At 64.3% G+C, this 25,217-nt stretch carries 26 protein-coding genes; 23 read left to right on the top strand and 3 right to left on the bottom strand.

The genetic code is table 11. From position 1 onward, the window contains the following. Positions 1–283 precede the first annotated feature (283 nt). The 19 genes from fliF (at position 284) to GPL20_RS03630 (ending at position 17,189) form a co-directional block, all read left to right on the top strand. The gene (fliF, locus tag GPL20_RS03720; protein WP_157327818.1) at positions 284–1,909 is read left to right on the top strand and encodes a flagellar basal-body MS-ring/collar protein FliF; all 1,626 of its coding nucleotides are present in this window, start codon (positions 284–286) and stop codon (positions 1,907–1,909) included. Then, the gene (locus GPL20_RS03715) at positions 1,906–2,607 is read left to right on the top strand and encodes a hypothetical protein (protein WP_157327816.1); all 702 of its coding nucleotides are present in this window, start codon (positions 1,906–1,908) and stop codon (positions 2,605–2,607) included. The genes fliF and GPL20_RS03715 overlap by 4 nt, the downstream gene beginning before the upstream one ends. A gap of 5 nt (positions 2,608–2,612) precedes the next feature. Then, the gene (locus tag GPL20_RS03710) at positions 2,613–3,923 is read left to right on the top strand and encodes a MotB family protein (protein WP_157327814.1); all 1,311 of its coding nucleotides are present in this window, start codon (positions 2,613–2,615) and stop codon (positions 3,921–3,923) included. Next, positions 3,920–5,101 carry a chemotaxis protein gene (locus GPL20_RS03705; protein ID WP_157327812.1) on the top strand — a complete coding sequence of 394 codons (1,182 nt, stop codon included), beginning with the start codon at positions 3,920–3,922 and terminating at the stop codon, positions 5,099–5,101. The genes GPL20_RS03710 and GPL20_RS03705 overlap by 4 nt, the downstream gene beginning before the upstream one ends. After that, positions 5,098–6,435, top strand: a complete 1,338-nt coding sequence (gene fliK, locus GPL20_RS03700) for a flagellar hook-length control protein FliK (protein WP_157327810.1) — start codon at positions 5,098–5,100, stop codon at positions 6,433–6,435. The genes GPL20_RS03705 and fliK overlap by 4 nt, the downstream gene beginning before the upstream one ends. Next, a complete protein-coding gene (locus tag GPL20_RS03695) occupies positions 6,386–6,967 on the top strand; it encodes a transglycosylase SLT domain-containing protein (RefSeq protein WP_157327808.1) in 582 nt (193 codons plus the stop codon). Before fliK ends, GPL20_RS03695 begins: the two co-directional genes overlap by 50 nt. Before the next feature lie 90 nt (positions 6,968–7,057). Beyond that, entirely contained in the window at positions 7,058–8,290 is a 1,233-nt protein-coding gene (locus tag GPL20_RS03690; RefSeq protein ID WP_157327806.1) for a flagellar hook protein FlgE, read from the top strand. A gap of 34 nt (positions 8,291–8,324) precedes the next feature. After that, positions 8,325–9,800, top strand: a complete 1,476-nt coding sequence (gene flgK / locus GPL20_RS03685) for a flagellar hook-associated protein FlgK (protein ID WP_157327804.1) — start codon at positions 8,325–8,327, stop codon at positions 9,798–9,800. A gap of 3 nt (positions 9,801–9,803) precedes the next feature. Further along, positions 9,804–10,850 carry a flagellar hook-associated family protein gene (locus tag GPL20_RS03680; protein WP_157327803.1) on the top strand — a complete coding sequence of 349 codons (1,047 nt, stop codon included), beginning with the start codon at positions 9,804–9,806 and terminating at the stop codon, positions 10,848–10,850. A 65-nt stretch (positions 10,851–10,915) separates the two neighbouring features. Further along, positions 10,916–11,260, top strand: coding sequence for a flagellar biosynthesis regulator FlaF (gene flaF, locus GPL20_RS03675; protein WP_157327801.1), 345 nt, complete (start codon positions 10,916–10,918; stop codon positions 11,258–11,260). Next, on the top strand, positions 11,260–11,679 hold the full coding sequence (flbT, locus tag GPL20_RS03670; protein WP_157327799.1) for a flagellar biosynthesis repressor FlbT: 420 nt from the start codon (positions 11,260–11,262) through the stop codon (positions 11,677–11,679). The genes flaF and flbT overlap by 1 nt, the downstream gene beginning before the upstream one ends. A 15-nt stretch (positions 11,680–11,694) precedes the next feature. Further along, positions 11,695–12,114 carry a flagellar hook assembly protein FlgD gene (gene flgD / locus GPL20_RS03665; protein ID WP_157327797.1) on the top strand — a complete coding sequence of 140 codons (420 nt, stop codon included), beginning with the start codon at positions 11,695–11,697 and terminating at the stop codon, positions 12,112–12,114. Beyond that, complete coding sequence (gene fliQ / locus GPL20_RS03660; RefSeq protein ID WP_027572776.1) at positions 12,111–12,377, top strand: flagellar biosynthesis protein FliQ; 267 nt, start codon at positions 12,111–12,113, stop codon at positions 12,375–12,377. The genes flgD and fliQ overlap by 4 nt, the downstream gene beginning before the upstream one ends. Positions 12,378–12,452: 75 nt before the next feature. Continuing rightward, positions 12,453–14,534, top strand: a complete 2,082-nt coding sequence (gene flhA, locus GPL20_RS03655) for a flagellar biosynthesis protein FlhA (protein WP_157327795.1) — start codon at positions 12,453–12,455, stop codon at positions 14,532–14,534. Then, positions 14,531–15,283, top strand: a complete 753-nt coding sequence (gene fliR / locus GPL20_RS03650; RefSeq protein ID WP_254125851.1) for a flagellar biosynthesis protein FliR — start codon at positions 14,531–14,533, stop codon at positions 15,281–15,283. Before flhA ends, fliR begins: the two co-directional genes overlap by 4 nt. Positions 15,284–15,289: 6 nt before the next feature. Continuing rightward, a complete protein-coding gene (locus GPL20_RS03645) occupies positions 15,290–15,706 on the top strand; it encodes a hypothetical protein (RefSeq protein ID WP_157328197.1) in 417 nt (138 codons plus the stop codon). After that, positions 15,703–16,182, top strand: a complete 480-nt coding sequence (locus tag GPL20_RS03640) for a rod-binding protein (RefSeq protein WP_167532873.1) — start codon at positions 15,703–15,705, stop codon at positions 16,180–16,182. Before GPL20_RS03645 ends, GPL20_RS03640 begins: the two co-directional genes overlap by 4 nt. A 42-nt stretch (positions 16,183–16,224) precedes the next feature. Next, a complete protein-coding gene (locus tag GPL20_RS03635) occupies positions 16,225–16,737 on the top strand; it encodes a flagellar biosynthesis protein FlgN (RefSeq protein WP_157327793.1) in 513 nt (170 codons plus the stop codon). After that, entirely contained in the window at positions 16,734–17,189 is a 456-nt protein-coding gene (locus GPL20_RS03630) for a hypothetical protein (protein WP_157327792.1), read from the top strand. Before GPL20_RS03635 ends, GPL20_RS03630 begins: the two co-directional genes overlap by 4 nt. 188 nt (positions 17,190–17,377) lie before the next feature. Here GPL20_RS03630 and GPL20_RS03625 read toward each other — a convergent pair whose 3' ends face one another. After that, on the bottom strand, positions 17,378–18,148 hold the full coding sequence (locus GPL20_RS03625) for a response regulator transcription factor (RefSeq protein WP_157328192.1): 771 nt from the start codon (positions 18,146–18,148) through the stop codon (positions 17,378–17,380). A gap of 824 nt (positions 18,149–18,972) precedes the next feature. Here GPL20_RS03625 and GPL20_RS03615 point away from each other — a divergent pair. Further along, on the top strand, positions 18,973–19,923 hold the full coding sequence (locus GPL20_RS03615; protein ID WP_157327791.1) for a hypothetical protein: 951 nt from the start codon (positions 18,973–18,975) through the stop codon (positions 19,921–19,923). Between the two features lie 13 nt (positions 19,924–19,936). Here the strand turns inward: GPL20_RS03615 and GPL20_RS03610 are convergent, their stop codons facing one another. Then, positions 19,937–20,515, bottom strand: coding sequence for a MarR family winged helix-turn-helix transcriptional regulator (locus GPL20_RS03610; protein ID WP_157327790.1), 579 nt, complete (start codon positions 20,513–20,515; stop codon positions 19,937–19,939). A 496-nt stretch (positions 20,516–21,011) separates the two neighbouring features. Here GPL20_RS03610 and GPL20_RS03605 point away from each other — a divergent pair, with 496 nt between their 5' ends. Together GPL20_RS03605 and GPL20_RS03600 are read left to right on the top strand one after the other, a co-directional pair. Further along, positions 21,012–22,238, top strand: a complete 1,227-nt coding sequence (locus GPL20_RS03605; protein ID WP_246250102.1) for an MFS transporter — start codon at positions 21,012–21,014, stop codon at positions 22,236–22,238. 113 nt (positions 22,239–22,351) lie between these two features. Next, positions 22,352–23,239, top strand: coding sequence for a dienelactone hydrolase family protein (locus GPL20_RS03600; RefSeq protein ID WP_157327789.1), 888 nt, complete (start codon positions 22,352–22,354; stop codon positions 23,237–23,239). Positions 23,240–23,415: 176 nt separating this feature from the next. On the opposite strand, the gene GPL20_RS03595 is transcribed toward GPL20_RS03600, so the two are convergent. Continuing rightward, positions 23,416–24,264 (bottom strand): SDR family oxidoreductase, encoded by an 849-nt coding sequence (locus GPL20_RS03595; protein ID WP_157327788.1) that lies wholly within the window; start codon positions 24,262–24,264, stop codon positions 23,416–23,418. A 173-nt stretch (positions 24,265–24,437) separates the two neighbouring features. On the opposite strand from GPL20_RS03595, the gene GPL20_RS03590 reads away from it, so the two are divergent. Further along, a complete protein-coding gene (locus GPL20_RS03590) occupies positions 24,438–25,166 on the top strand; it encodes an HAD family hydrolase (protein WP_157328188.1) in 729 nt (242 codons plus the stop codon). The last annotated feature ends 51 nt before the right edge of the window (positions 25,167–25,217 follow it).

The following is a 25,217-nucleotide window of genomic DNA, read 5'->3' as shown; positions in this document are numbered from 1 at the left end:
TGACCGTGCTCCCTCGGGAGCACGGTCCCCGCCGTGAACGGCGGATGTGACGGCACATGACGTGCCCGTAACTTGACGCCACACATCATTCAGCACGCCGCAGCCAATCGCGCTGCCATGCGCCCACGCGCCCTCCCTGTTGCTGCCGAACCGATTGCGTCGCCCGAGATTCTTGTAAAATTGCAACGTCTCGCTCGCGAACCGACACATTCATGTCCTCGCGCAACCTTCAGACAAGGTTCGCAGCGGAGTGTCCCATACGTTCGCATTGGTACGAGGTCACATGCTCAGCCGCGCGCAGCTACAGCAGCTGCTCAACAATCTGCTGGAACTTGGGCCGCGACGTCTGATGGCCTTGGGATTGATCGGCTTTGCCGTTCTCGTCACTGTCGTCGGTGGCGCCTATTATCTGAGCCGGCCCGAGTTCGAGACGCTCTATACCGGCCTGACCCGCGAAGACGTGACGCGCATGGGTGCGGCATTGCGCGAGCAGAACATCACGTTCGACGTCAATACAGCCGGTGATGCCGTCTCGGTACGCCCGAGCCAGACCATGCAGGCGCGGATGCTGCTCGCCGAGAAGGGGCTGCCGACCAGCGCCAATTCCGGCTACGAGCTGTTCGACAAGATCGGCTCGCTCGGACTGACCTCGTTCATGCAGGAGGTCACCAAGCTGCGAGCGCTGGAAGGCGAGATCGCGCGTACGGTCCAGTTGATGAAAGGCGTGAAGGCGGCGCGGGTGCATATCGTGCTGCCGGTGCGTGGCTCGTTCCGCGCAACGCAGCAGCCGCCTTCGGCCTCGGTCGTGCTGCGCACCGACGGCGCCATCGAGGCCCGCACGGCGCAGTCGATCCGCCATCTCGTCGCGGCCGCCATCCCCGGCATGAGCCGCGACAAGGTGACGGTGCTGGATGCCGACGGCTCGATGCTGCTCGCCGAAGAGGACGAGGCCAGCGCCGCCCCGACCAAGATGGCGAGCCTCCAGAAGACGGTCGGCGGGATGGTGCAGGAGAACATCCGCAAGGCGCTGACGCCGTATCTGGGCCTCGACAATTTCGAGGTGAGCGTCGCCCCGCAGCTCTCCACCGACAAGCGGCAGATCAACGAGACCGTCTACGATCCGGAGAACCGGGCCGAGCGGTCGGTGCGGAACGTGCGCGAAAAGGAGTCCTCGCAGAACGCGGACCGCTCGACGCCGACCACGGTGCAGCAGAACCTTCCCGATCAGCAGGTCAATGCCGGCGGCGGCAAGAACTCCAGCGAGGACAAGACCCGCCGCGAGGACGTCACCAATTTCGAGGTGTCGTCCAAGACCACGACGACGGTGAGCGACGGCTATTCCGTCAAGAAACTCTTCATCGCCGTCCTGGTCAACCGCGCGCGCCTCGTCGCCGATCTCGGCGACAAGAGCAACCAGGCCATCGTCGACAGCAAGCTCGCCGAGATCAGCCAGCTCGCTGCGACGGCCGGCGGACTGGACAAGGCGCGCGGCGACCAGATCCAGGTAACCGCCGTCGACTTCATCGAAGGCTCGCGCGAGCTGGCGCCGGTTCCCCCGATCAGCTTCGTCGAGATGATCAACAAGCAGCTCGGCAGCGTCATCAACGCGGTGACGATCCTGGCCGTCGCTTCGATGCTGGTCTGGTTCGGCCTCAGGCCTGCGGTCAACGGCATCCTGACCCATCGCGCGCAGCAGGAGCAGGTGGAAGCCGCGGAAGTCGCCGAGCTCGAGGCTGCCGCCGCGCTTGCACTGCCGGACAGCGACGAGGCCGAGCTCAACCTCGTTGAAGACCTCGAAGGCAAGATGCAGCGAACGCCGCAGAAACGGCTCGAGCAGATCGTCCGGCTCGACCAGATGCAGGCGGCCGCGATCCTTAAAGACTGGATGCGACGCGAGGAGGCGGCATGAACGCGGCAATCGGAAAGCTCCTGACGCAGTTCGACGCGAATGGCCGGGCCAAGTCGCCACCGCCTCCACCGCCCAAGATCCAGGACGTGCTGACGAGGCCGAAGGAGGCCCGGCGCGAGCCGCAGCCTCAGGCCCAGCCGCAGCGTCAAGCTGCGCAGCCGCAACTTCAGTCGCCGTTGCCGGTGCCCGAGCCGGAAGCTCCGCCGGTCAATCTGCTCGACGATGCCTATCGTCGCGGGCATGCCGCCGGTGTTGCGGAAGGCGATGCCAGGGTCGCCGAGGAGCGCGTCCGCAGTGCGATCCGGCTCGGCGAGGAGCGTTCCAAATGGTCCGACCAGCAGGCGGTTGCGATTGTCAGCGGCTTCGAGGCGGCTTGCCGTGAGATCGAGACCAACATCGCGAGCTCCGTCGCGCGAATCTTGCTGCCTTTCCTTGCCGACGCGGTCCGCGACAAGGCGATCGGATCGCTGGTCGAGCAGATTGCGGCGCTGACCGGCAATTCGCCGGTGCCGGTGTTCAAGGTCACCGGCCCGAGCGAGCTGCTCGGCCTCGTGAGGACGCAGCTCGAAGCTGCCCGACATACGGGCATCGAGTACGAGGCCGCCGAGACTCCCGAGGTCCGCGTCGTTGCCGACCAGACCGTGATCGAAACGCAGATCGCGACCTGGAGCGAACGCCTGAAGGAAGCGCGCCGGTAGCAGCCATGGAAGAGGTCAAGCACGAGCTCGTGATCGTCCGCCGGCGCAGCGCCTTCGCCGAGGAGGCGCATCACGGCGGCGTCTGGAAGATCGCCTATGCGGACTTCATGACCGCGATGATGGCGTTCTTCCTGGTCATGTGGCTGCTCAATGCGCTCAACCAGGACCAGAAGCAGGTCGTTGCGAGCTATTTCAACCCGATCAAGCTCGCGGAGAACGCGCCAGCCCCGAAAGGCCTCAAGGATCTGAGCAAGAAGGAGCCGACGACGTTTGATGGCCAGGACGGCAAGCGCCAACCCGCCGGGCCGAGCGAAGAACGTCGCGGCGATTCGCCGACAGCGGAGAAGCCGCCTTATTACGAAGAGAAGGTGTTGTTCCGCGATCCCTATGCAACGCTCGCCGAGATCGCAAACAGCGCGAACCAGGCCACTGGCCAGCGGCGCGCCGGCGCTCTGACCTCCGCGGAAGAGGATGGCCTCAAGGGCGGCGACGCCTACCGCGATCCCTTCGATCCCGGCTATTGGAAGCTGGCGCCGCAGATATCCAAGGATGCGGATCGCATCATCGACAGCGAGCCCAAGCCGAATGCGTCCGCGCGCGACAATCCGGCCGGCACAGGTCAGGCCGAGTCTTCGCGCCGCGCCGGGCAGGATGATGCCGGCGGAAGCCTCGCTCAGAACGCCGATGCATCGTCGGCAAGCATGTCGCCCCTGCTGCCGCCGGGGCCTGCGCCCCCGCAGGCATCGCGCGAGAGCAGCGCGCAGCCGGGCGCCCAGGCCAATGCTGCCGCGCAGACTCGCCCGGGCGATACGAAGAAGGATTCCGAACCGCGCGAGGCGGCGCAGACGCAGCAGCCGACCGTCAAGCAGCTTCAGTCCGCGATCGCGGACGCGCTGGCGGACGTCAAGGCCGGCGCGGGACCGGTGGCCGAGGTTCGCCAGGTCGAGGAAGGCCTTCTGATCAGCCTCACCGACGATGCCAGCTTTGGCATGTTCGCGGTCGGCTCGGCCGAACCGCGGCCCGAGCTCATTCGCGTGATCGACAAGATCGGGCCCCTGGTGACGAAGCGCCCCGGCATGATCATCGTCCGCGGCCACACCGACAACCGGCCGTACAAGTCTGACACCTACGACAATTGGCGGCTGTCGACCGCCCGGGCGCAGATGGCCTATTACATGCTGGTCCGTTCCGGCGTCGATGCGCAGCGGATCGAGCATGTCGAAGGTTACGCCGACCGGCGGCCGAAACTTCCGAACGATCCGGCGGCCGCACAGAATCGCCGGATCGAGATCCTGATCCGGGAGAAGCGTCCTTGATCAGGTTGCGCCTCCGCGCCGCGCTGCTGATGGTGCTGCCGTTCGCGGCGGCAAGTGCGATTGCCGAGCCGGCGACGCCGACCGGGGAACAGCCCTATGAGCTCGTACGGTCGTTGCAGGCCGTGCAGGACGGCATCGCCAATGGTGACACCGCGGCGCATGGCAGCCACATCGCGCTGGCGCGGCAGCTCGGCGAGAAATTTCTCGCCGCCGATCCGGGTGTATGGAGCAATCCGCAGAACGGCCAGGCCGTCGTCATCTACCTGCTCAGTGGCGGTGCGCCGCAGGTCGTTCGCAAGCTGCCGCGCGACAAGCTGAACGTCGACGAGCGCCTGTTCAACGGTGCGCTCGCCTATGTCGAGGGCCGTCAGGACGAGGCGCGCGAGCTGCTCAAGGATGTCAAGCCGCGCACGCTCCCGTCGGGCCTGGGCGGGCAGGTCGCGCTGGTCCAGGGCGCGCTGTTCGCGCGCTCCGAGACATCGATGGCGATCGAGCGCCTCGACGATGCGCGCCTGCTGTTGCCGGGCACGCTCGTGGAGGAGGCGGCGCTGCGGCGCGAGATCCTGCTGGTCGGGCAGGCGGAGGAATTCGACAAGTTCGAATTCCTGACGCTCGCCTATATCCGCCATTACCGCAACTCGATCTATGCCGGCGACTTCTGGCAGCGATTTTCCTCGGGCTTGACGCAATCGAGCATCGCTCTCGACGAACGTCGCTTCGCACGGATCGCAACCCTGCTGGAGCAGATCGATCGCGCGAGCCGCCTCAAGCTCTATCTCGTGATCGCGCGCGCCGCGATGGTGGGTGGACGGCTGGCCGTGACCCGGCTCGCCGGCGAGCGGGCGCTCACCCTCAGCGCCGACGCCTCGGCGGACCGCGAGCGCGCCCATTTCTTCCGCGGCGTCTCGCGGGTGCTCGGCGACGAGTATGATGGCGGCCTCGCCGAGCTCAAGGCACTCGACCGGTCGAAGCTGCCCGAGCGCGACATTCCCCTTCTGAATGCAACGGTGCAGCTCGCGCTCGATGTCCGAAAACAATTCGCGGGCGGATCCGCTGCCGCCGACAAGCCTCCGGCAACGCCGGCGCGTCTCGATCTCGCGTCATCGACCGCGACGCTGGCGCGCGCGCAGCAGCAGCTCGGCGAACTCGAACTTCTCACCAGGGATCGCCGTCCATGACCAAGCTCAGCGGAACCTCCGGACAGCTCTTCTCGGGGCTTGCCGAAAGCCTCAACATGCGCGGCGCGTCGCGTTCGACGAAGGGGGGCGGAACGAAATCGCAAGCGGATTCCTCGTTCAAGGATCTGCTCCACACCGTTTCGAGCCTCGCGAAGAAGGCGCTCAATGACGAGGGCGGCGACACGAGCGTGAAGGCCGGATCGCTGCGGACGCGCCTGGTGCATCCGATTGAAAAAGACGGGACGAAGGACGAGACGGTGCGCGAACGCGCCGAGGCGGCCGACGAACCCAAGTCCAGTCGCAAGCCTTCCGACCAGAAAACCGAGCCATCGTCGCAGACGCAAAGTCCGGTCGACCACGCCGCGAAGGTGGACGTTCCGGATCGTTCCAGCGTTCTCGCGATGGTCGGACAGGAGTTCGCCGCGGTGCCGGCAAAGCCGCAGATGCAATCGCAGGCCGCCGCCGAGAAGGACGCGCCCGCGCGCGACGAACGCTCCACGACGAAGCGTGACGTTCAGGCTACCGGCATGGCGAGGGCCGCCGTCGAGTCCGCGCCGATGGCTGCCGCCCCGACAGGAGCGCGCTCACAGGTCACGTCTTCCCAAGCGACGGCCGCAGAGCAAGGCAGCGATGCTTCGTCGAAGGCAGCAATGCCCGGAACGTCGGGCTTCGAGGCCGTCACGGCCAATGTCGAACGCGCCGTCAAGGCCTCGGCGCGGGACGCATTGCCCGAAGCGACCAAGGTGACCGTGGTCCAGCAGGAGACCCATCTGCCGCCGGCGCAGTTCAATGCCCCGCAGCAGATCGCCAACGCGGTCGTCGCCGAGCTGAAGGAATCCCCGGCCCCGCCGGCGTCCACGGCCCCCGATCTCGCGACGTCCCAGAGCAATACACCGGACCAGCCGCTCAAGATACTGACCATCAACCTCGAGCCGCCGGCGCTCGGCAACGTCACCGTGCGCCTGCGCCTCGTCGGCACCGAAGTGTCGGTCCACCTCGCGGCCGAGCGCAAGGACACCAGCCAGATGCTGGACCAGCAGCGCGACTCGATCCGCGACCTCATGCAGTCGGCGGGTTACGTCGCCGACGTCGCGCCGGTCCAGCACGGTTCGCTGGACGGATTCCAGAGCGGCTCCGGCCAGTCGCAGCCGCAGCCCTCGAGCCAGCAACAACCGCAGTCGCAGTCGCACGCCGCGTTCGACGGCACGAGCACGTCGTCCGGCCAATCAGACGGCGGCGCGAAGCAGGCCCGGCAGGAGCGCCAGTCCAACCAGGAGACGCGTCATGACCAGGACGTGGGCCCGCAGAATCGTCGCGGCCCTGTTTATCTGTAACGCGGGTGTCGCGGCAGCGGCGACTGACAGCGCGCGCCCCTGCGAGCGCGAGATGGCGCGTGCGGCCCAGCAGCACGGGATTCCGCTCGGCATTCTCTATGCGGTCGGCCTCACCGAAACCGGGCGTCGCGGCGCGCTCCATCCCTATGCGCTCGGCGCCGACGGCCAGACCGTGTTCGCCAAGGACATGAACGATGCGATCGCGAATTTCGAGGCGATGCGGAGCAAGGGCATCAAGCTGATCGACCTCGGCTGCATGCAGATCAACCACTATTACCACGGCGACAAGTTCGCTTCGGTGCGCGCGATGTTCGATCCCGCCAGGAATGTCGACTACGCCGCGCGTTTCCTCAAAGAGCTGAAGCAGCGCGAGGGCAGCTGGACCATGGCGGTCGCCCGCTACAACGCAGGTCCCAACAACCAGCCCGCGCAGAAGCGCTACGTCTGTCACATCGTCGCCCATCTCGTCTCGAGCGGCTTCGGCGCATGGACCGACAAGGCGCGCTCGTTCTGTCAGCCCGGAACGACATGACCACATGAAGTTGTGCATGGTTCCCAACCATCAGCCCCGCGCAAGCAAGAACCCTCATTGTAAATACAACCTACCACAGGAGCCCAATCCATGAGCCTCTACGGCATTATGCGCACCGGCGTTTCCGGGATGGCTGCGCAGTCCAACAAGCTGTCGACGGTCTCGGACAACATCGCGAACGTCAACACCACCGGTTACAAGCGGGCTTCGACCGAATTCTCCTCGCTGATCCTGAAGAGCGGCTCGGGCAACTACGACTCCGGCGCCGTCGAGACCACCGTCCGCTACGCCATCAGCGACGCCGGACATACCCAGTTCACTACGTCGACGACGGACCTCGCCGTTCAAGGCAACGGCTTCTTCGTGGTGTCGAACGCCGCCAACACGCAGCAGTTCTTGACGCGCGCCGGCTCGTTCGTGCCGGACAGCCAGGGCAACCTGGTCAACGCGGCCGGCTACTACCTTCTGGGACAGCCCGGCCTCGTGACCAATTTCTCGCAGAACAGCCTGGCGGGAATGCAGATCGTGAACATCTCCCAGGTGTCGCAGGTGCCCGTGCCGTCGACGGCGGGGACGCTCACGACCGGCAATCTTGACCCGAAAGCGGCCGTCATTGCCGGTCCGCCCGGCCCGGCGTCATATTCATCGAAGAGCTCGATCGTGGCCTACAACAATATCGGCCAGGCCGTGACGCTTGACGTCTATATGTCCCACACCGCGACGGCTGCCGGCTTGGACACCTGGCAGATCCAGGTCTACGATTCGGCGACGGGTACCTCGCTTGCCCCCGCCACCACCTTTACCTTCGACACCACCGCGGCCGGCAAGGGCGCGCTGGCGGGAGCGAGCCCGACGGGTCTCACCGTGAACGTCCCCGGCGGCGCAGCGTTGACCATGGACCTGTCGAACATGACGCAGGTCGGCGCCGACTTCAGCTTCAAGGCGACCGTCAACGGCAGCGTTCCCGCGGCCATCGACAAGGTCGATGTCGACGAGGCGGGCCACGTGACCGCCATTCTCAAGAACGGGCAGCAACTGACGCTCTACACGCTCATGCTCGCCGATGTCGCGAGCCCCGACAATCTGACCCCGGAGCCGGGCAACGTCTATTCGACCAACGCGAACTCCGGCAATGCGCAGGCCGCGAATGCCGGCACCGGCGGACTCGGCACCATCCAGTCCGGTGCGCTGGAAGACTCCAACGTCGATCTCGCGGACGAGCTCACCGGCATGATCGAGGCACAGCGCGGCTTCACCGCGAACTCGAAATCGTTCCAGACCGGCGCCGACCTGCTCGACGTCGTCGTCAACCTGAAGCGCTGAATCCTTCAGCGCTCATTCCGGGCCAGAGTCAATCATGTCCCTTACCGCTGCTCTCGACTCCGCCCGCGCCTCACTCATGGCGTCGGGCATCCAGTCGTCGACGATCTCGCGCAACATCGCCGGTGCCAGTGCCACCGGCTATTCGCGCAAGATCGCCGTGCTGGACAACCTGCCCGGGGCCGGCGTCTATGTGGCGGCGATCCAGCGCGCCGCCAGCTCTGGTCTCTACGACAACGTCCTGATCGCGACCTCGTCGTCGGCCAAGCAGAGCGCGATCTATGACGGTCTCCAGAAGATCGCATCGTCCACGGTGGACGATCCGGAGCTCAACCAGTCGCCGACGGCGCAGCTCAACAAGCTGAAGCAGGCGCTCCAGCAATATGCCAATGCCCCGGACAACACCACGCTGGCGCAGGCCGCGGTGACGTCCGCAAAGGACATGGCGACCGCGCTCAACCAGGCCACCCAGACCGTGCAGTCGGTTCGCGAGGGAGCCGACGCCGACATGGCGACCTCGGTCGCCAACATCAATCAGCTGCTCACCCAGTTCGACAAGGTCAACACCGCGATCGTGAAGGGAACGATCTCCGGTGACGATATCACCGACTATCTCGACCAGCGCGACAACATCGTCTCGAAGCTGTCGCAGGAGGTCGGCGTCTCGATGACGCTGCGCGCCAACGGCGATGCCGCGCTCTACACCGACAGCGGCGTCGTGCTGTTCGACAAGACGGCGCGCTCGGTCAGCTTCGCGGCGACCAACCTCTACTCGGCCGGCACCACAGGCAACGCGGTCTATATCGACGGTGTCCCGGTCACCGGCGCCAATTCGGTGATGCCGCTGAAATCGGGCAAGCTTGCGGGCCTCGCTCAGCTGCGTGACCAGACCACGGTCACCTATCAGAGTCAGCTCGACGAAATCGCGCGCGGCCTGATCAATACCTTCAGAGAGAGTGACCAGTCGGCCGCGGCGCTGCCCGACGTGCCCGGCCTCTTCACCTATCCCGGCGCACCGGCGATGCCGGCGAGCGCCACCGTCTCGGTCGGCCTTGCCAGTCTGATCAGTGTTGCGGCGTCGGTCGATCCGGCGCTGGGTGGCAACCCGAATCTGCTGCGCGACGGCGCGATCAGCGGCAACGTCGCATACCGATACAACACCGCCGGTAACGCAGGCTACTCGACCCGTCTGCAGCAGCTCATCGGCGGCATGGATGCGTCGCAGCCGTTCGATGCAACCACGCAAGGCAAGCCGAGCGGCAGCTTGATCGACTTCGCGTCGTCTTCGACGAGCTGGATCGAGAACCAGCGCAAGACCGCGGACTCCAACGTCACCTACCAGAAAACGCTGCTCGACCGCAGCACCGCGGCGCTGTCGAACGTCAGCGGCGTCAACATGGACGACGAGATGTCCTTGATGCTCCAGGTCGAGCGCACCTATTCGGCGTCGTCCAAGATCATCTCGACCGTCGACGAAATGCTGCAGAGCCTGCTGGCTGCCGTGGGGAATTAAGCCATGATGAGCGCGAACTACATCTCGACCTTGATGCTGTCTTCGTCGTTGAGGTCCTCGATCACGAACAACCAGGCCGCGCTGAGCAGGGCGTCGACGGAGGCGACCACCGGCCGCTTCTACGATGTTGGCCTCGAGCTCGGTGCCACGACGGGAAGCGACCTCACCCTGCGGGCGGACTTGAGCTTCGCCGATCAGCTCGTCGATACCAACGGGCTCGTCTCGGGGCGCCTGGCCGTGACCCAGGACCGTATCACCCAGCTCGGCAAGACTGCAACGGACTTCCTCAAGGACCTGATCGCGGCCCGCAGTACCGACGGCGGCGGGCGGATCATCCTGCCGCCTGCGTCCTCCAACCTCCAGGATCTGATCGGCGCGCTGAACGTCTCCTATAACGGCTCGTCTCTTTTCTCGGGCATCAACACGCAGAACGCGCCGATCACGGCTTACACCGCGGGCTCGGCCAGCAAGAACCAGGTCGACGCCGATTTCCTCGCGACCTTCGGCTTCTCGCAATCCTCGGCCAGCGTGAATACCATCACCCCGGCCCAGATGCAGACCTTCCTCGACACCACCTTCGATGCCGAGTTCGCGAGTCCGGCCTGGAACACCAATTGGTCGTCGGCCACCGATCAGGTCATGCAAAGCCGTATTTCAACGACCGAGATCGCCGATACGTCTGTCAGCGCCAACCAAGCCGGCTTCCGCAAGCTCGCCGAGGCCTACACCATGATGGCCGATCTCGGGAACGCGAATCTGGACCAGGCGACGTTCCAGGTCGTCGTGGACAAGGCCATCGGCCTCGTCGGTACCGCCATTACTGACCTCGCTACGCTCGGCGGCGATGTCGGCACGGTCCAGCAGCGGATCACGGGCGCCACCGAAAAGCTCAAGGTGCAGCAGGACATTCTGAACAATCAGATCGTCAAGATGGAAGCGGTCGACCCGACCGAGGCCTCGGTCAGGGTCAACACCTTGCAGACCCAGATCCAGACGGCGCTCGCGCTCACCTCGCAGCTCCAGAAGATCAGCCTCATCAACTATCTCTGAGAAGGCTCCTTTGTCAGGCTCGCATCATTGTCTTGTTATTCGGTCTCCTGAGCAGAGTGTTTCTGATGACGTTTGAAGCCTATGAAGCGGTCGTCGACGAGAGCGGCTATGAAGCGCGGGGCCGCGAGCGGCAGGCGCTCAGCCTCGGCATCGACCGCCTCGAGCGGATCCAGAACGGGCGCTTCAGCTTCGAGGATCTGGTCGAGAGCCTGCTCTACGTGCGGCGGCTGTGGACGATCTTCATCGAGGATCTCGCGCATCCGGAAAACGGACTGCCGGACAAGCTGCGCGCCGACATCATCTCGATCGGCCTGTGGGTGGTCAAGGAAGCAGACCGCCTTCGCGAGGAGAGGTCGAACGACGTGGTGCAGCTCATCGAAATCAATCGCCTGATCCGAGACGCGCTTTAATGAAGATCTCCTTGCGGGCGGGCGAACGGATCTACATCAACGGCGCGGTTCTGCGCGTGGACCGCAAGGTCTCCGTCGAGCTCGTCAACGACGTGATGTTCCTGCTCGAGGGGCAGGTCATGCAGGCGTCCGACGCCACCACGGCGATGCGGCAACTCTATTTCATCGTCCAGCTCATGCTGATGAACCCGACCGACGTCAGGGACGCCGCGGCGCTGTACGGGCAGCATCACGCGGCCCTGCTCGCGGTGTGCGAAAGCCGCGAGATGCTGGAGGGGCTCGCCGCGATCGACGAGCTGGTCGGCACGACGCGTTATTTCGAGGCGCTCAAACGGATCCGGGCGCTGTTTCCGGTGGAACAGGCAATCCTGGCCGACCTCGCCGGTGCCGCCACCGTTTCCCCATTCGAGGCTGCCTGACAGCGGAGAGGCTACATGAACGTCACCAGCGCCACCGACAGCACCAGCAAGTCCAGTTCGACCAACTCCAATACGACCACGGCAAGCAACAGCGTCGACTACAATACGTTTCTTCAGCTTCTCGTCGCCGAGATGAAGAACCAGGATCCGACCAATCCGATGGACACGTCTCAATATATGAGCCAGTTCGCCCAGCTCTCGACGGTCGAGCAGGCCATGCAGACCAATACGAAGCTGGATGCGCTGCTGTCCTCGCAGTCGTTGTCGCAGGCCAACGGGCTGATCGGAAAAACCGTCAGCTTCACCGACTCGACCGGTGCCAGCTTCTCCGGCAAGGTGGCTTCGGTTTCCATCAACAGCGACGGCTCCATCGCGACCCTCGAGAACGGCACGAAGGTCGCGGTCGGCCCCGGACTCACGATCAGTCAGTCATGAACGAACGGGACGCCCTCGACATCGTCCAGGCGGCGATCTGGACCATCATCGTCGCTTCCGGGCCCGCGGTCGGCGCCGCGATGCTGGTCGGCACTGTGATTGCGCTGATCCAGGCCCTGACCCAGATCCAGGAAGTGACGTTGACCTTCGTTCCGAAGATCATCGTCATTCTTCTGGTCGTCGCCGTTTCCGGCTCCTTCATCGGCGCGCATCTCTCCACCTTCACCGAGATGGTCTATTCGCGGATCGAGCACGGCTTCTGATCCGGACAGCTCCGGCCACCACCCTCGCGTAAGCTTTGCACGGCAGATTACGGGCGGACCCTCTGCCGGTGACCCATGGCCGATACGTTAGCTGCTAGCCTGCCCAGCCCGCGCCGCCTCGGAGCGGACGCCTTCTTTGCGGGCGGTATCGTGACCATGCTCACGATCCTGTTCCTGCCGATTCCTCCGATCCTGATCGATCTCGGCCTCGCTTTCTCGATCGCGTTGTCGGCGCTGATCCTGATGGTGGCGCTGTGGATCCAGCGGCCGCTCGATTTCTCCGCTTTCCCGACCGTGCTCCTGATCGCCACGATCCTGCGCCTCGCACTCAATATCGCGACGACGCGACTGATCCTGTCGCACGGCGGGGAAGGCGAGCAGGCCGCCGGCTACGTCGTCGCCGGCTTCTCCAAATTCGTGATGGGCGGCGACTTCGTCATCGGCCTCATCATCTTCGCGATCCTGGTCACTGTTAATTTCGTCGTGATCACCAAGGGTGCGACGCGTATCGCCGAGGTCGGCGCCCGTTTCACCCTGGACGCGATCCCCGGCAAGCAGATGGCGATCGACGCGGACCTCTCCGCGGGCCTGATCGACGACAAGGAAGCCCAGCGCCGGCGCCGCGAGCTCGAAGAAGAGAGTGCATTCTTCGGCGCCATGGACGGTGCCTCCAAATTTGTCCGCGGCGACGCCATCGCCGGCCTGATCATCACCGCGATCAACATTTTCGGCGGCATCATCATCGGCGTGACCCATCACGGGCTGACGCTGTCGCGCGCAGCCGACGTCTACACGAAGTCGTCCGTCGGCGACGGCCTGGTGTCGCAGATGCCGGCGCTGATCGTGTCGCTGTCGGCCGGCCTGCTGGTCTCCAAGGGCGGCACCAGGGGCTCGGCGGAGCAGGCGGTGCTGCGGCAGCTCGGCGGCTATCCGCGCGCTGTGTCGGCCGCCGCGTTGATGATGTTCGTGCTCGCCTTGATGCCGGGATTGCCGATGGCGCCGTTCGTGCTGCTGGGCGGCGTCATGGCCTTCGTCGGCTATTCGCTGCCGAAGCGGCAGGCGGCGCTGAAGCAGAAGGAAGATGCGCGCAAGGCCGACGAGCGCGCCCAGGCCGAAGCCAAGGAATCCGTCAAGGAATCGCTCAGGACGGCGGAGATCGAGCTGGCGCTCGGCGGCCACCTCTCGGTCCATCTGCTGGGCTCGCGCAACGAGCTTGCGCACCGCGTGGCCAAGATCCGCAAGAAGTTCGCCAAGCAGTACGGCTTCGTCATTCCCGAGATCAAGCTCAGCGACAATCTGTCGATCGATCCCAAGGGATACCAGATCCGGATCCACGATACGCGCGTTGCGCATGGCGATCTGCGGCTCGGCGAGGTGATGGTGCTCGTCGACAAGGACGGCAAGCCCGACGTGCCCGGCGAAGAGGTGATCGAACCCGCCTTCGGCATGAAGGCGCTGTGGGTGACGGAAGCCTTCACCGACGAAGTCAAGCGACAGGGTTGCAAGCCCGTCGATATCCTATCGGTGCTGCTCACGCATCTGAGCGAAGTGATCCGGGCGAATCTCGCTCAGCTGCTGTCCTACAAGGACATGCGCGGGCTGCTCGACCGGCTCGATCCCGAATATAAGCGCCTGGTCGAGGATCTCTGTCCGTCGCAGATCTCCTATTCGGGCCTGCTGGCGATCCTGAAGATCCTGCTGGCCGAACGCGTGTCAATCCGCAACCTGCATCTGATCCTCGAGGCGATCGCCGAGATCGCGCCTCACGTGCGTCGCTCCGAGCAGGTCGCGGAGCATGTGCGGACGCGTCTTGCCCAGCAGATCTGTGGCGACCTCTCCGACAACGGCGTGCTCAACGTCGTCCGTCTCGGCAATCGCTGGGACCTGGCGTTCCACCAGAGCCTGAAGCGCGACGCCAAGGGCGACGTCGTCGAGTTCGACGCCGATCCACGCCTGATCGAGCAGTTCGCCACCGAAGCCAGCGCCGCGATCCGCAAATTCACCGAGAACGGCACCAGCGTCGTGCTGGCGGTGACGCCGGAAGCGCGGCCCTATGTCCGGATGATCCTGGAACGGGTGTTCCCGACCCTGCCGATCCTGTCGCATGTCGAAGTCGCGCGCAGCGCCGAGATCAGGGCGCTCGGAGCGGTATCGTGATCAGCGGCCTCGCCGACAGCGTGCTGGTGACGTTCATCGTGTTCTGCCGCATCGGCGCCTGCCTGATGCTCGTGCCCGGCTATTCCAGCGTCAACGTCCCGGCCCAGGTCCGCCTGTTTGTCGCGCTCGTCACGACGTTTGCGCTGACGCCGATCCTGATCGCGGTGCTGAAACCGCTCACGGACAATGCCGCGCCGCTGACGCTCGCGCTCCTGATCTGCTCCGAGCTCGTGGTCGGCAGCGTCATCGGCCTCGGCGGGCGGGTGTTCTTCCTTGCGCTCCAGACCATGGCAACGGTGATGGCGAGTGCGATCGGCCTCAGCAACATCCCGGGAACGCCGGTCGGCGACACCGATCCGGCACCGGCGCTGGTGCCGCTGATCATGGCGGCCGTCACCACGTTGTTCTTCATGACCGACCAGCACTGGCAGGTTCTGCGCGGGTTGATGAACTCCTACGACGTCTGGCATCCCGGTGAAAGGCTGAGCGGCGAGATGGCGCTGAACCAGCTCGCGGGCCGCCTGTCGGAGGCGTTCGTGCTGACGCTGCGCATCACCAGCCCGTTCATCGTCTATTCCGTCATCGTCAACCTGGCGGTCGGCCTGATCAACAAGCTGACGCCGGCAATTCCGGTCTATTTCATCTCGGTCCCCTTCGTGCTGTTCGGCGGCTTCCTGCTGCTCTACCTCACCAGCGACGAGCTCCTGACGCAGTTCATGCTCGGCGTCTCGTCGTGGCTGGCGGAGTGACCGGTCATGTCGCGCGCGGACAAGCTCGGCCGGATGGTCTCGCTCGTGAAGCTCCAGCTCCGGCTGTCCGAGTGGCAGCTCGCGCAATTGCGCCAGCAGGAGCGAAGCTTGCACGACGAGCAGGAATGGCTGGTCGGAGCCCTAAACGAGGAGAAGCCGCCGGCCGGGTCGTCGAGCGAGTCGATCGCGCGACGCCTCAACAGGACGAGCGTCGGCGCCCGCGCGGTTCAGGCGCAGGCATCGCAGCAGCTCGACCAGGTCCGCTCGGAGAGCCGCCGCGTGAAACAGCTCGAACAGGTCGCGAAGGCGGCGCTCGCGGACAAGCTTCGCGACGCCGAAAAGCGTTCGCTCGAGGAGATGACGGGAATGAGCCCCACCGTGCGCGACTGGACGCCACGGTCAGCCAGCCGGAACAAGACATGATCGTGACAGCAACACCCGATCTCGTTCTCGACGTGCTCGAGGCCGCCGATCCCGTGACGCAGCGGGCGGCGACCGCCAAGCTGGATGCGCTGAAATCGTCCAATGCCGATTTCGCGGCCACGATGGAGGCGGAGGTGGGCAAGGCCGCTGCGACGGCCGCCGGTCAATCCACGACGAAGGTTTCCGAAGCGCAGTCGGGGGCAGTGAACGGTCCACCCGTACAGGTGATCAAGGCGCCGGCATCTGGCGAGGTGTACCGCAAGTTCGAGGCGTTCATTCTCCAGACCTTCGTCGAGACGATGTTGCCGAAGGAGTCCGAGGAAGTCTTCGGCAAGGGGACGGCCGGCGGCGTCTGGAAGTCGATGCTGGCGGAGCAACTTGGCGCCCAACTGGCGAAAGGCAAGGGCATCGGCATTGCCAGGCAGCTCGCCGCTGCAAATCCAGCGGGGACGGACGTGACGGGGAAGGCCGGATGACGATCCGGGAATGGGTGACAGAAGTTGAGGGGTGAATTTCCTATGCAGGCACAAGAAGGTGCGGCGGCTCTGGTGATGGAGCAGCCGGTCGTGGACACCGGAGCGACGACGACGGAAGCAGCAACGGGCAACGCGCTGTTGCCCGTGCTGCTGCCGAATGTCGGCGGCGAGGCGGAGATCGACGGCACAGACGCGGCGAGATCGGACGAGGTGCGTGGCCTGCTGGCGACGATCCGCCGGCTCGAGAGCATCGTCGAGGAGGAGACGGTCGCGCTCTCGACCGGCAAGAAGATCGATTTCGACGATTTCAGCGCCCGCAAGAGCCGGAGCATGCTCGAATTCGTCCGCCTGATGCGGGCACGGATGCATCTCGGGAGCGAGGTCGAGATCACCGCGGAGATCCAGCGGTTGCGCGAGAAGCTCGAGCGGAATCGTTCGATCCTCGAAATGCACTACGATGCGGTACGCGAGGTCGCGACCATCATCGTGAAGGCGATCAAGGAGGTCGAGTCGGACGGCACCTATACCGGTCGTGCAACACAGGACGGAAAATGATCAGACTGGTGCTCGCCGGGCTCTGGGTCTGCATCCTCACTGCGGGCACGAGCTATGCCGTGGCCTACTGGAAGGAGAAGGGCAGCCTGATGCCGGCGAAGGACGAATATCTCGACGGGCTCCAGTACCAGAAGACGCGCGCGCTGAGCGTGCCCATGGTCGAGAGCGGCAATGTGCAGGGCTACATCGTCGCGCGCTTCGTCTACACGGTGGAGGCGCGAACCATGCACCAGCTCAACGTTCCGCCGGAGCCATTCGTCGTCGACGAGGCTTTCCGCAGGATCTATGCCGACGACCGCCTCGATTTCAGGAAGCTCGCCCGTTACGATCTCTCCATCCTCACGACCGCCATCAAGCAGCGTGTCAACGAGCGGATGCAGGCCGACGTGGTTCAGGACGTCCTGGTCGAGGACTTCAACTACGTTTCCAAGGAAGAATTCCAGAAGCCGTAAGGCACGATCCGAAAGCAGTGCCAGGCGCCTTTCCGAGCGGATCATGCTCGACCGACGCCCCGGACGCGATGAGATGATGAGGCATCATCGTCTCGCGTCCTGCGCTCTCTGCCGCTGAAACTGCAACGGCCTCTGCGGAGCTAACTCCGCAGAGGCCGTTGTCGGTTTCGGAGCAGTGCCCTGCCGCGTCAGTTTCCAGCCGAGTATGCCGCCGGCACGGCGTGGGCCCTGTTCAGGAGAATGCCGACCTCGTCGAGCTCCTGCATCGGCTCGTCCAGGGTCTCGCCGGCCGGGATGTTGAGACGGTATCCGACGTAGCGCCGGGCCACGATCGCGTCGAAGCCGAGGCGGTCGCGGAGCTTCTTGCGCAGCTTGCTGACGTGGCTCTCGATCACGCTCTCATCGAAGGTCGACTCGAAGATGCCGTAGACCGCGTTGAAGATCTGCGTCTTGGTGATCCACTTGCCATGGTTGGCGACCATGTACTCGAGAATGCGCAGTTCGCGGCGGGGCAGGGTGAGGGCGTGGCCCGCGATCTCGGGGTCACGCCCGTTGAAGAAGACCTGGATCCTGGTCTCGCAGGGCCTCGGCAGGTCGCCCACCCGGCGGCGCGCGATCGCGGCCGTTCGGGCGAGGATCTCGCGGAGATGAATCGGCACGTGCACGACGTCGTCGACGCCCGATTCGAACAGCTCCAGCGTGTTCTTGAGCATCTTCTGGCCACTCATGGCGATGATGGGAGCCGAGGAGCGCTTGCGCATCGCCCGCGGCAGGCTTCCACGGGCGTCGCAATCCCCTAGGAGGAAGGCGTCGACCGCTGCCAGGTCCGATTCACTCGCAGATTGCAGCCAGTCCCAGAATTCTCCGGAGGAGAATCCGATCGACGATACACCTTCGCGAACGAGCCCTCCAACGTAGCTGTTCGTGACGCTCTCGCGATCATCAACGATAATATACATCAGTCTTTTCGCCCCTGTTTCGCACTCGTCGCGGCCGGGTGGGTTGTTGTGATGCCCCGGCACGGCAACCATGCTGTTTGACGACATTCTTCTCCCGCAAACCGTTGTTATGGTTTCGATGTTCGCGGGCAGCCCTACGCATTCAGTGCCTGCGTCTCGCAGGCCTGCTACTTCGACTCGATACTGAACGCTTACTGCGTGAGGCCCGGCGGGTGTCTTACGGATCACCTCGCGGAGCGGATTGAGAAAACGACCTAGAACAGTTGCGCCAAGTTGCTCATCGCGTCTGAACACCACTGAACTGTGTCGATCTCCTCGCCAACTGGCGAGAATCACTTGTGTAGGACCGTAACAACTGCCGATTTCCGATCAAGCGCGCGCAACAAAGCGATTGCTACACGTGCTTGATGCTGTTGGTTTGTTTCGGGTTGTTGCTTTGTATTTTTAAGCGCAACAGTTGATTTGGAAACAAAACTAGTTTTGCGTTGGGGCGGTTCCAAATTTCCGTATGCCTGTAGAATTACAGCTATTTTAGGTGGTGCTGCGGGTCATGTGAATTGAGGGCTTTTCAACCCGGGATTGACTCTCTCGCACTTGTTTCCACATGCGACAATTCGACTCATGTGTGGCGGCGCGACTCCAGCTTGGCGAAATCTTGGCGAGTGTGTGTCTTTCGAGTCGCACTCTCGCCACGTGCATGACGCGTTCGACTCATTTGAGGTCGCCGCTGTCCGCGATGAAGAGTTTTCGATGCGCACGTTTCAGGCAAGCTTCTGCAAATAACGTCGTCGTTCGATAGATCGAACCGAACGGAGCATCATCACATGTTGTCCGATGGGAAAGCTCGTCCCAACGAGACTGCCGAAGTTTCGGCAGCGGCGAAGCCAGCTCCGGAAGTGCGCAACACAAAGGACAGCGCGGCGCAAACGGCGAAACCCGCTGCAAGCGCAAAGCGTGTGTCGGCGGCCGCAAGCGACGAGGTTCTGGCGAAAGAAGCGCTCGAAGGGCTGAAGCGTATTCGCGCCAAGGCGCGCCTCGACAAGATGGCCATACCGACACCCGCGCCGACCGTGATCAAGCCGGCCGTGATCGTCGCGAAGCCGCCGCCGCCCCGTCCGACATGGGTCGCGCCGCTCGCAACATTGGCGGTCGCCGCAATGCTCGTGCTCTGCGCCTGCACCGGCGTGATCGCCTATCTCACGACCCAGCCCGCCCAGAACAACGTCGCGGCCAACGCCGAGATCAGGAATCTGCGCGATACGGTCGCGCAATTGCGCAGGCAGGTATCGGGCGTGTCCGAAAATCTCGACGGTCTGCGCACCGCGGTCGATCAATCGAGCAAGGCGACCAATGATCGCTTCGGCAGGTTCGCCGAGAACCTGGACCGCATCGAGCGGGTGAGCTCGTCCTCTACAGTGAAGCTCGACAAGCTCGCCCAGGCGCAGGCCCAGGTTTCGGCACCGGCGGTGGCGCAACAGCAGCCGTTGCCGCAGCCAGCGCCGATGATGGCCTCGGTCGCGGCGCCCGAGATCACGGGCTCGGTGTCTCCGTCCGAGCGTACGTCGGCGCCGCGCAAGGTGGTCAAGGGCTGGTCGGTCCGCCAGGCCTATGAGGGGATTGCGATCCTGCAAGGCCCGAACGGCGTCATCGAAGCCGTATTGGGGCAGCAGGTGCCCGGGCTTGGCCGCATCGAGGAGATCAGGAGCGAGAACGGGCGTCTGGTGGTGGAGACCAGCGGCGGCGTCGTCTACTCGTCGCGCAAGGCGGCGCCGTGATCGACGCAGCCTTCTATTGGCGGTGATGCTCGAAGCTGGTGCATAGCAGATCGACCTCCGCATCCGCGATCGGTGCGCGAAACAGGCGGCAACTGAACTCGACCGTCGTCTTGCCGTCGGTGGTGGTGCGATCTTCCCGGAGGAAGATGCATCGCTTGCAGACGTCGGTATGGTGCCGCTGTTCGGCTGCGTCCGACTGATCCAGCACGTGCCGGAGCGTGTCACGGAAGCGTATCTTGGTCTCGTCGCCCAGGACGGCGATTGCCTCGAGGAGAACGGTGACGGGGTCGCGCACAAGGAACTTCTTGCCTTGCTGCGTGACGCTCAGCATCACCGACCGCTTGTCCTTGGCGGAGCGCTTTCGCTCCAGATAACCGAGCCGCTCGAGCTCGCCGATGATGAACGAGGCGGTGCCGCGCGTGGTGCCGACATAGCTCGCCAGCGCCGAAGGCGTCCGGGAAAACCGGTTGGCGCGGGAAAGAAATCGCAGCGCCATCCACTCGCGATCACGCAAGCCGTGCTTGGTGCCTTCAAACCACAGGATCCGTGCGACCTGCTCCAACAGTTCAATCGATTCGCGAGCCAAATTCATTTCAGTTCCAGGTCGGATAAAACTTTATTCAATTGAGCCTTTGGTAAGCGCAATCCAGGTGGATGAGAACGCCGCCTCCTTGTGCGGAGATGGAACTTTCCGATCGTGGAACTAGAGCGTCACAAAGAAAGTTCGAGTAAACCGCACGGCTCAAGTCTTCTGAAAATTTCAATCAAATCACGGCAGCGTGCGCGCGAATTGACGGTGATGTGCTCTGCCCGAGCAACATGATGTGTCATTGTCGCCACCGCGGTGTCCATTTGTTGCGGCCGAGCGTTTCGAATGCGCGAACAGATGCATCACCTGCAACGCCTGGCGGCGTGGCCGACCAAGGGAGAACCGTCTTTTTCGGTTAATGGATGTTGCGATGCAATGCGGCTAGACGGTTAAGTCCGGCACACGAGTGAAGCCAGGGAATGTGAGAGTGTCGTTGGGAATCGAGCAAGCCGCGCCGTTCAATGTCAAACGCGCGGCATTGGCAGCCACTATCGGCAACATGCTTGAATTCTACGACTTCATCACCTACAGTTTCTTTGCCATCCAGATCGGCCACAGCTTTTTCCCGACCGGAAGCGAGTATGGCAGCCTGATGCTGTCGCTGGCGACCTTCGGCGCCGGCTTCGTCACGCGGCCGATCGGCGGGATCGTGCTCGGCATCTATTCCGACCGCATCGGCCGGCGTCCCGCCATGCTGCTCAGCTTTGTCCTGATGGGGCTATCGATCCTGACCATCGCACTCACGCCGTCCCATGACTCGATCGGCCTTGCCGCGCCCATCATCGTGATTGCGGCGCGCATGGTGCAGGGTTTCGCCCTGGGCGGCGAGGTCGGGCCGACCACTGCCTATCTCATCGAGATCGCTCCACCCGAACATCGGGCGCTGGTGGTGGCGTGGCAGCCGGCGAGCCAGGAGATCGCCGCGACCGCCGGTGCGCTCGTTGGCGTCATCCTGAGCAAGACGATGGCGCCGGAGATGCTGGATTCCTATGGTTGGCGGGTGGCGTTTCTGATCGGGGCCGTCTGCCTGCCGTTCGGAGTCTGGATGCGACGGACGTTGCCGGAGGCCATTCCGCAGGACATAGCCGCTGCCAGTGCCACCGAGCATACGAGCCATCTCTCACAGGCCGGCCGCCACCTCGGCCTCATTGCACTGGCGTTGATGATCCTGGCCAGCGGCACGATCTCGACCTACGTCACGCAATACATGACGACCTATGTGCAAAACACGCTGCATGTGACGCCGACGCTGGCCTTTGCGGTGTCGCTGGTCAGCAACGGCCTTCAGATCGTCGGCGCACTGTTCGGCGGTTGGCTCGCCGACCGCGTGGGCCGCAAGCCGGTCATGTTCTGGCCGCAGCTCGCGACCCTCCTGCTCACCTATCCGGCCTTCCTGTGGATCGTCCATGCACCGGGCGCGCTCTCGCTCCTGGTCGGCTTCGGCGTGCTGTCGATCATCGGCTCGCTGCCGTTCACCGCGTTCTATGCGACCTTCACCGAGGCGCTGCCTCAGGACATCCGCGGCGGCGTGTTCGCGACCGTCTATGCGGTGGCGATCGCGAGCTTCGGCGGTACGGCGCAGCTCGTGGTTACCTGGCTCCTCCACGTCACCGGCAATCCGCTGGCGCCGTCCTGGTATCTCCTGCTCGCAGCGATCGTCGGACTTGTCGCGATGAGCCTGATGCCCGAAACCGCGCCGCTGAAGAAACCTCAGGGCTTGGCCTGAAGGCAAGCACGCTCGCAGCCTGGTGATTTGCGTTTCGCCGGCAATTATCGGCGAATGCCCCGCCTTCGGGGATATCACCACAGGCAGCAGGAAGAAGGAAAGGGAATAGGCGGATGAGCTTTGAAACCACCATGACGTCCGACGTCGTCGGGCTGACAAAGATCGCCCCGGTCTCGCGCCGCGGATTCATGAGCGCCACCGCGGCCGTCGCCGCCGGCTACACGCTTGCGGCCGGTCCGGTCCGCGCCGGGGTCATTACGACAGATACCGATGGTCTCCAGGCCGGCGACGCCAGGATCAAGGTCGGCTCCGAGGAGATGCCAGCCTATTTCGCCCGTCCCGCCGGCAATACCAAGGCGCCGGTGATCGTCGTGGCCATGGAGATCTTCGGCCTGCACGAATACATCAAGGACGTGACGCGGCGCCTGGCCAAGCTTGGCGCATTCGCCGTCGCGCCCGACTATTACTTCCGCAAGGGCGTCGATCTGACCAAGGTCACCGAGACCAAGGACCTGCTGCAAGTCGTCAATGTCAAGCCGGACGCCGAGCTGTTGTCCGACCTCGATGCGACGGTGTCCTGGGCGGGCTCGCAAGGCGGCGACGCCACAAGGCTCGGCATCATCGGCTTCTGCCGGGGCGGACGTACGGTCTGGGAATATGCCGCTCACAGCGGCGCCCTCAAGGCGGGCGTTGCCTTCTATGGCTCGATCGTCGATCCTGCCAACCCGCTGTGGCCGAAGAGCCCGCTTCAGCTCGCGCCCGAGATGAAGGCGCCGGTGCTCGGCCTCTATGGCGGTGCCGATACCGGCATTTCCGTCGCGCAGGTCGAGCAGCTCAAGGCGGCGCTCGAGCAGAGCAAGAAGACGGCCGAGTTCAAGATCTATCCGGAGGCGCCGCACGGCTTCCATGCCGACTACCGCGGCAGCTATCGCAAGGATGCGGCGGAGGATGCCTGGAAGCAGGCACAGTCCTGGTTCAAGAAGTACGGCGTCTTGAGCTGACGCTGGTTTCGAAGGGCGGCCTGATCGGCCGCCCTTTTGGTTCAGGTCGCCGAACTCATCGAACCATCGCGCCATAGACGATGTCCTGAACCCGCTCGATGCCTAGATCACGTGCGCACCGGCGCGAAGTCAACTGCGAGCGGGGCATGTCTGGGACGCGTCGGAGCGCCGGAACCCTATCGTCCTTCCCCCGCGCGCCACAGCGCATCGAGGCCGTGCCGATAGGTCGGATAGGCGAGCGTGACGCCGAGCTCGCGCTTCAGCTTCGTATTGGAGACGCGTGCACTGCTGGCATAGAAGCTGCGGGCCATCGCCGACATCTCGGCCGTCGCGAAGGACTGTTCTGGCGGCGGCGCAATGCCCATCAGCTGCGCGGCAAAGGCGATCACGTCCTGCGGCGGCGCCGGCTCGTCGTCGCAGACATTCCAGGTGCCGCCGTCCTGATGGTGAACCGCGGCCATGATCGCGCCTGCGATGTCGTCGACATGGATGCGGTTGAAGACCTGCCCGGCCTTGATGATGCGCCGGGCCGTTCCGGCGCGCAGCGTCGCCAGCGCGTTGCGGCCGGGACCATAGATGCCGGCCAGTCGCAGGATCGCGGCATCGCCGCCTGTCGCGTCCATCCAGGCTTGCTCCGCCGCAAGACGCATGCGCGTGCGTTCGAGCGCAGCCTGCGGCGGCGTGCTCTCGTCCACCCACGCGCCGGCATGATCACCGTACACGCCGATGGTGGAGAGGTAGACGACCTTGCGGCGGCCCGCCGCCAGCACGTCCGCGAAGGCTGCGATTGCGGGATCGCCTGCGGGGCCGGGCGGGATCGAGATGAGAAGGACATCGGCGTCGCGGATACGTTCGACCGTCGCGCGATCGGGAGCGCTCCCGGAAAACGGGTGCACCTCGATGCCGGCGAGGTCGTCCCGCCGTGCGGGATCGCGCACGGTGCAGGCAATTTGCGCGAAGGTGCCGCCGAATCTGCGGACGAAGTGGCGGGCGCTATAGCCAAGGCCAAGAATGAAGAGCCGCATGCATCTGCCGTGCTGGTCGGAGTTCCCTGTCGCGCTCGCGGGCGCGTTCTCGCTCATAAGAGATTTTTGGGTCCGGCAAAAGATATTGCAATTTGTCTCGTCCGCCAGTGCGGGCGATGCTTCCTTATCACGGATGGATTGCAAGGGAGACGTTGTTGACGACCGGGTCGATCATGCAGGCAGAAGCGCCCGCCGCGCCGCCACGCGACGCCGCCGAGCTGATCCGGCGCGCGGCCGCGCTGATCTTCGATGTCGACGGCACCCTGGCCGAGACGGAGGAGCTGCATCGGCTGGCCTTCAACCATGCCTTCGTTCGTCATGGTCTCGACTGGCAGTGGGACCGCGCCGTCTACAAGGACCTGCTGCGGGTGACGGGCGGCAAGGAACGCATGCGCGCCTACCACGCAAGGCAGCGTCTTGCTCCCCCCTTGTCGGACGAGGACATCGCCGCGCTCCACTGCATCAAGACCGCGCATTACGCCGAGCTGGTCGAAACCGGCTGCTGCCCCTTGAGGCCCGGCGTGGCGGATCTGCTCATGGCTGCGAAGGCGCGCGGCCAGCGGCTCGCGATCGCGACCACCACCTCCCACGGCAACATCGATGCGCTGCTGTCGCAGGCTCTTGGCAGGCGCTGGGCCGCGGATTTTGATGCGGTCGTTGCCGGCGACGATGTGCAGCACAAGAAACCCGCGCCGGACGTCTATCTCGAAGTCCTGGCACGACTGAAGCTTGAGCCTTTGGACTGCGTCGCGATCGAGGATTCCGCCAACGGCCTGATCGCGGCTTCGCGCGCCAACATCCCGGTTCTCATCACCCGCAGCATGTTCTTCCGGGAGGATGACTTCACCGAGGCACAGGTCGTGCTGGACGATCTGTCAGGCCTGGATGATGCGGCCAAATAAAAAACCGAAAAACAACCCCATGCACAGTAGACCGCGCCGGCATGGTTGCCG

Source organism: Bradyrhizobium cajani, assembly GCF_009759665.1.
Taxonomy (GTDB): domain Bacteria; phylum Pseudomonadota; class Alphaproteobacteria; order Rhizobiales; family Xanthobacteraceae; genus Bradyrhizobium; species Bradyrhizobium cajani.
This window is presented reverse-complemented; position numbering and strand designations above follow the sequence as displayed.

What these genes read in the sequence shown, in the direction of transcription:
- GPL20_RS03595 (WP_157327788.1), bottom strand. Translation starts at nt 24,264, where the DNA reads ATGCGGCTCTTCATTCTTGGCCTTGGCTATAGCGCCCGCCACTTCGTC.
- GPL20_RS03610 (WP_157327790.1), bottom strand. Translation starts at nt 20,515, where the DNA reads ATGAATTTGGCTCGCGAATCGATTGAACTGTTGGAGCAGGTCGCACGG.
- GPL20_RS03690 (WP_157327806.1), top strand. Translation starts at nt 7,058, where the DNA reads ATGAGCCTCTACGGCATTATGCGCACCGGCGTTTCCGGGATGGCTGCG.
- flgD (WP_157327797.1), top strand. Translation starts at nt 11,695, where the DNA reads ATGAACGTCACCAGCGCCACCGACAGCACCAGCAAGTCCAGTTCGACC.
- GPL20_RS03645 (WP_157328197.1), top strand. Translation starts at nt 15,290, where the DNA reads ATGTCGCGCGCGGACAAGCTCGGCCGGATGGTCTCGCTCGTGAAGCTC.
- fliK (WP_157327810.1), top strand. Translation starts at nt 5,098, where the DNA reads ATGACCAAGCTCAGCGGAACCTCCGGACAGCTCTTCTCGGGGCTTGCC.
- GPL20_RS03715 (WP_157327816.1), top strand. Translation starts at nt 1,906, where the DNA reads ATGAACGCGGCAATCGGAAAGCTCCTGACGCAGTTCGACGCGAATGGC.
- GPL20_RS03590 (WP_157328188.1), top strand. Translation starts at nt 24,438, where the DNA reads ATGCAGGCAGAAGCGCCCGCCGCGCCGCCACGCGACGCCGCCGAGCTG.
- GPL20_RS03680 (WP_157327803.1), top strand. Translation starts at nt 9,804, where the DNA reads ATGATGAGCGCGAACTACATCTCGACCTTGATGCTGTCTTCGTCGTTG.
- fliQ (WP_027572776.1), top strand. Translation starts at nt 12,111, where the DNA reads ATGAACGAACGGGACGCCCTCGACATCGTCCAGGCGGCGATCTGGACC.
- flaF (WP_157327801.1), top strand. Translation starts at nt 10,916, where the DNA reads ATGACGTTTGAAGCCTATGAAGCGGTCGTCGACGAGAGCGGCTATGAA.
- flhA (WP_157327795.1), top strand. Translation starts at nt 12,453, where the DNA reads ATGGCCGATACGTTAGCTGCTAGCCTGCCCAGCCCGCGCCGCCTCGGA.
- GPL20_RS03710 (WP_157327814.1), top strand. Translation starts at nt 2,613, where the DNA reads ATGGAAGAGGTCAAGCACGAGCTCGTGATCGTCCGCCGGCGCAGCGCC.
- GPL20_RS03625 (WP_157328192.1), bottom strand. Translation starts at nt 18,148, where the DNA reads ATGTATATTATCGTTGATGATCGCGAGAGCGTCACGAACAGCTACGTT.
- GPL20_RS03615 (WP_157327791.1), top strand. Translation starts at nt 18,973, where the DNA reads ATGTTGTCCGATGGGAAAGCTCGTCCCAACGAGACTGCCGAAGTTTCG.
- GPL20_RS03630 (WP_157327792.1), top strand. Translation starts at nt 16,734, where the DNA reads ATGATCAGACTGGTGCTCGCCGGGCTCTGGGTCTGCATCCTCACTGCG.
- flbT (WP_157327799.1), top strand. Translation starts at nt 11,260, where the DNA reads ATGAAGATCTCCTTGCGGGCGGGCGAACGGATCTACATCAACGGCGCG.
- GPL20_RS03605 (WP_246250102.1), top strand. Translation starts at nt 21,012, where the DNA reads ATGCTTGAATTCTACGACTTCATCACCTACAGTTTCTTTGCCATCCAG.
- GPL20_RS03640 (WP_167532873.1), top strand. Translation starts at nt 15,703, where the DNA reads ATGATCGTGACAGCAACACCCGATCTCGTTCTCGACGTGCTCGAGGCC.
- fliF (WP_157327818.1), top strand. Translation starts at nt 284, where the DNA reads ATGCTCAGCCGCGCGCAGCTACAGCAGCTGCTCAACAATCTGCTGGAA.
- GPL20_RS03600 (WP_157327789.1), top strand. Translation starts at nt 22,352, where the DNA reads ATGAGCTTTGAAACCACCATGACGTCCGACGTCGTCGGGCTGACAAAG.
- GPL20_RS03635 (WP_157327793.1), top strand. Translation starts at nt 16,225, where the DNA reads ATGCAGGCACAAGAAGGTGCGGCGGCTCTGGTGATGGAGCAGCCGGTC.
- flgK (WP_157327804.1), top strand. Translation starts at nt 8,325, where the DNA reads ATGTCCCTTACCGCTGCTCTCGACTCCGCCCGCGCCTCACTCATGGCG.
- GPL20_RS03695 (WP_157327808.1), top strand. Translation starts at nt 6,386, where the DNA reads ATGACCAGGACGTGGGCCCGCAGAATCGTCGCGGCCCTGTTTATCTGT.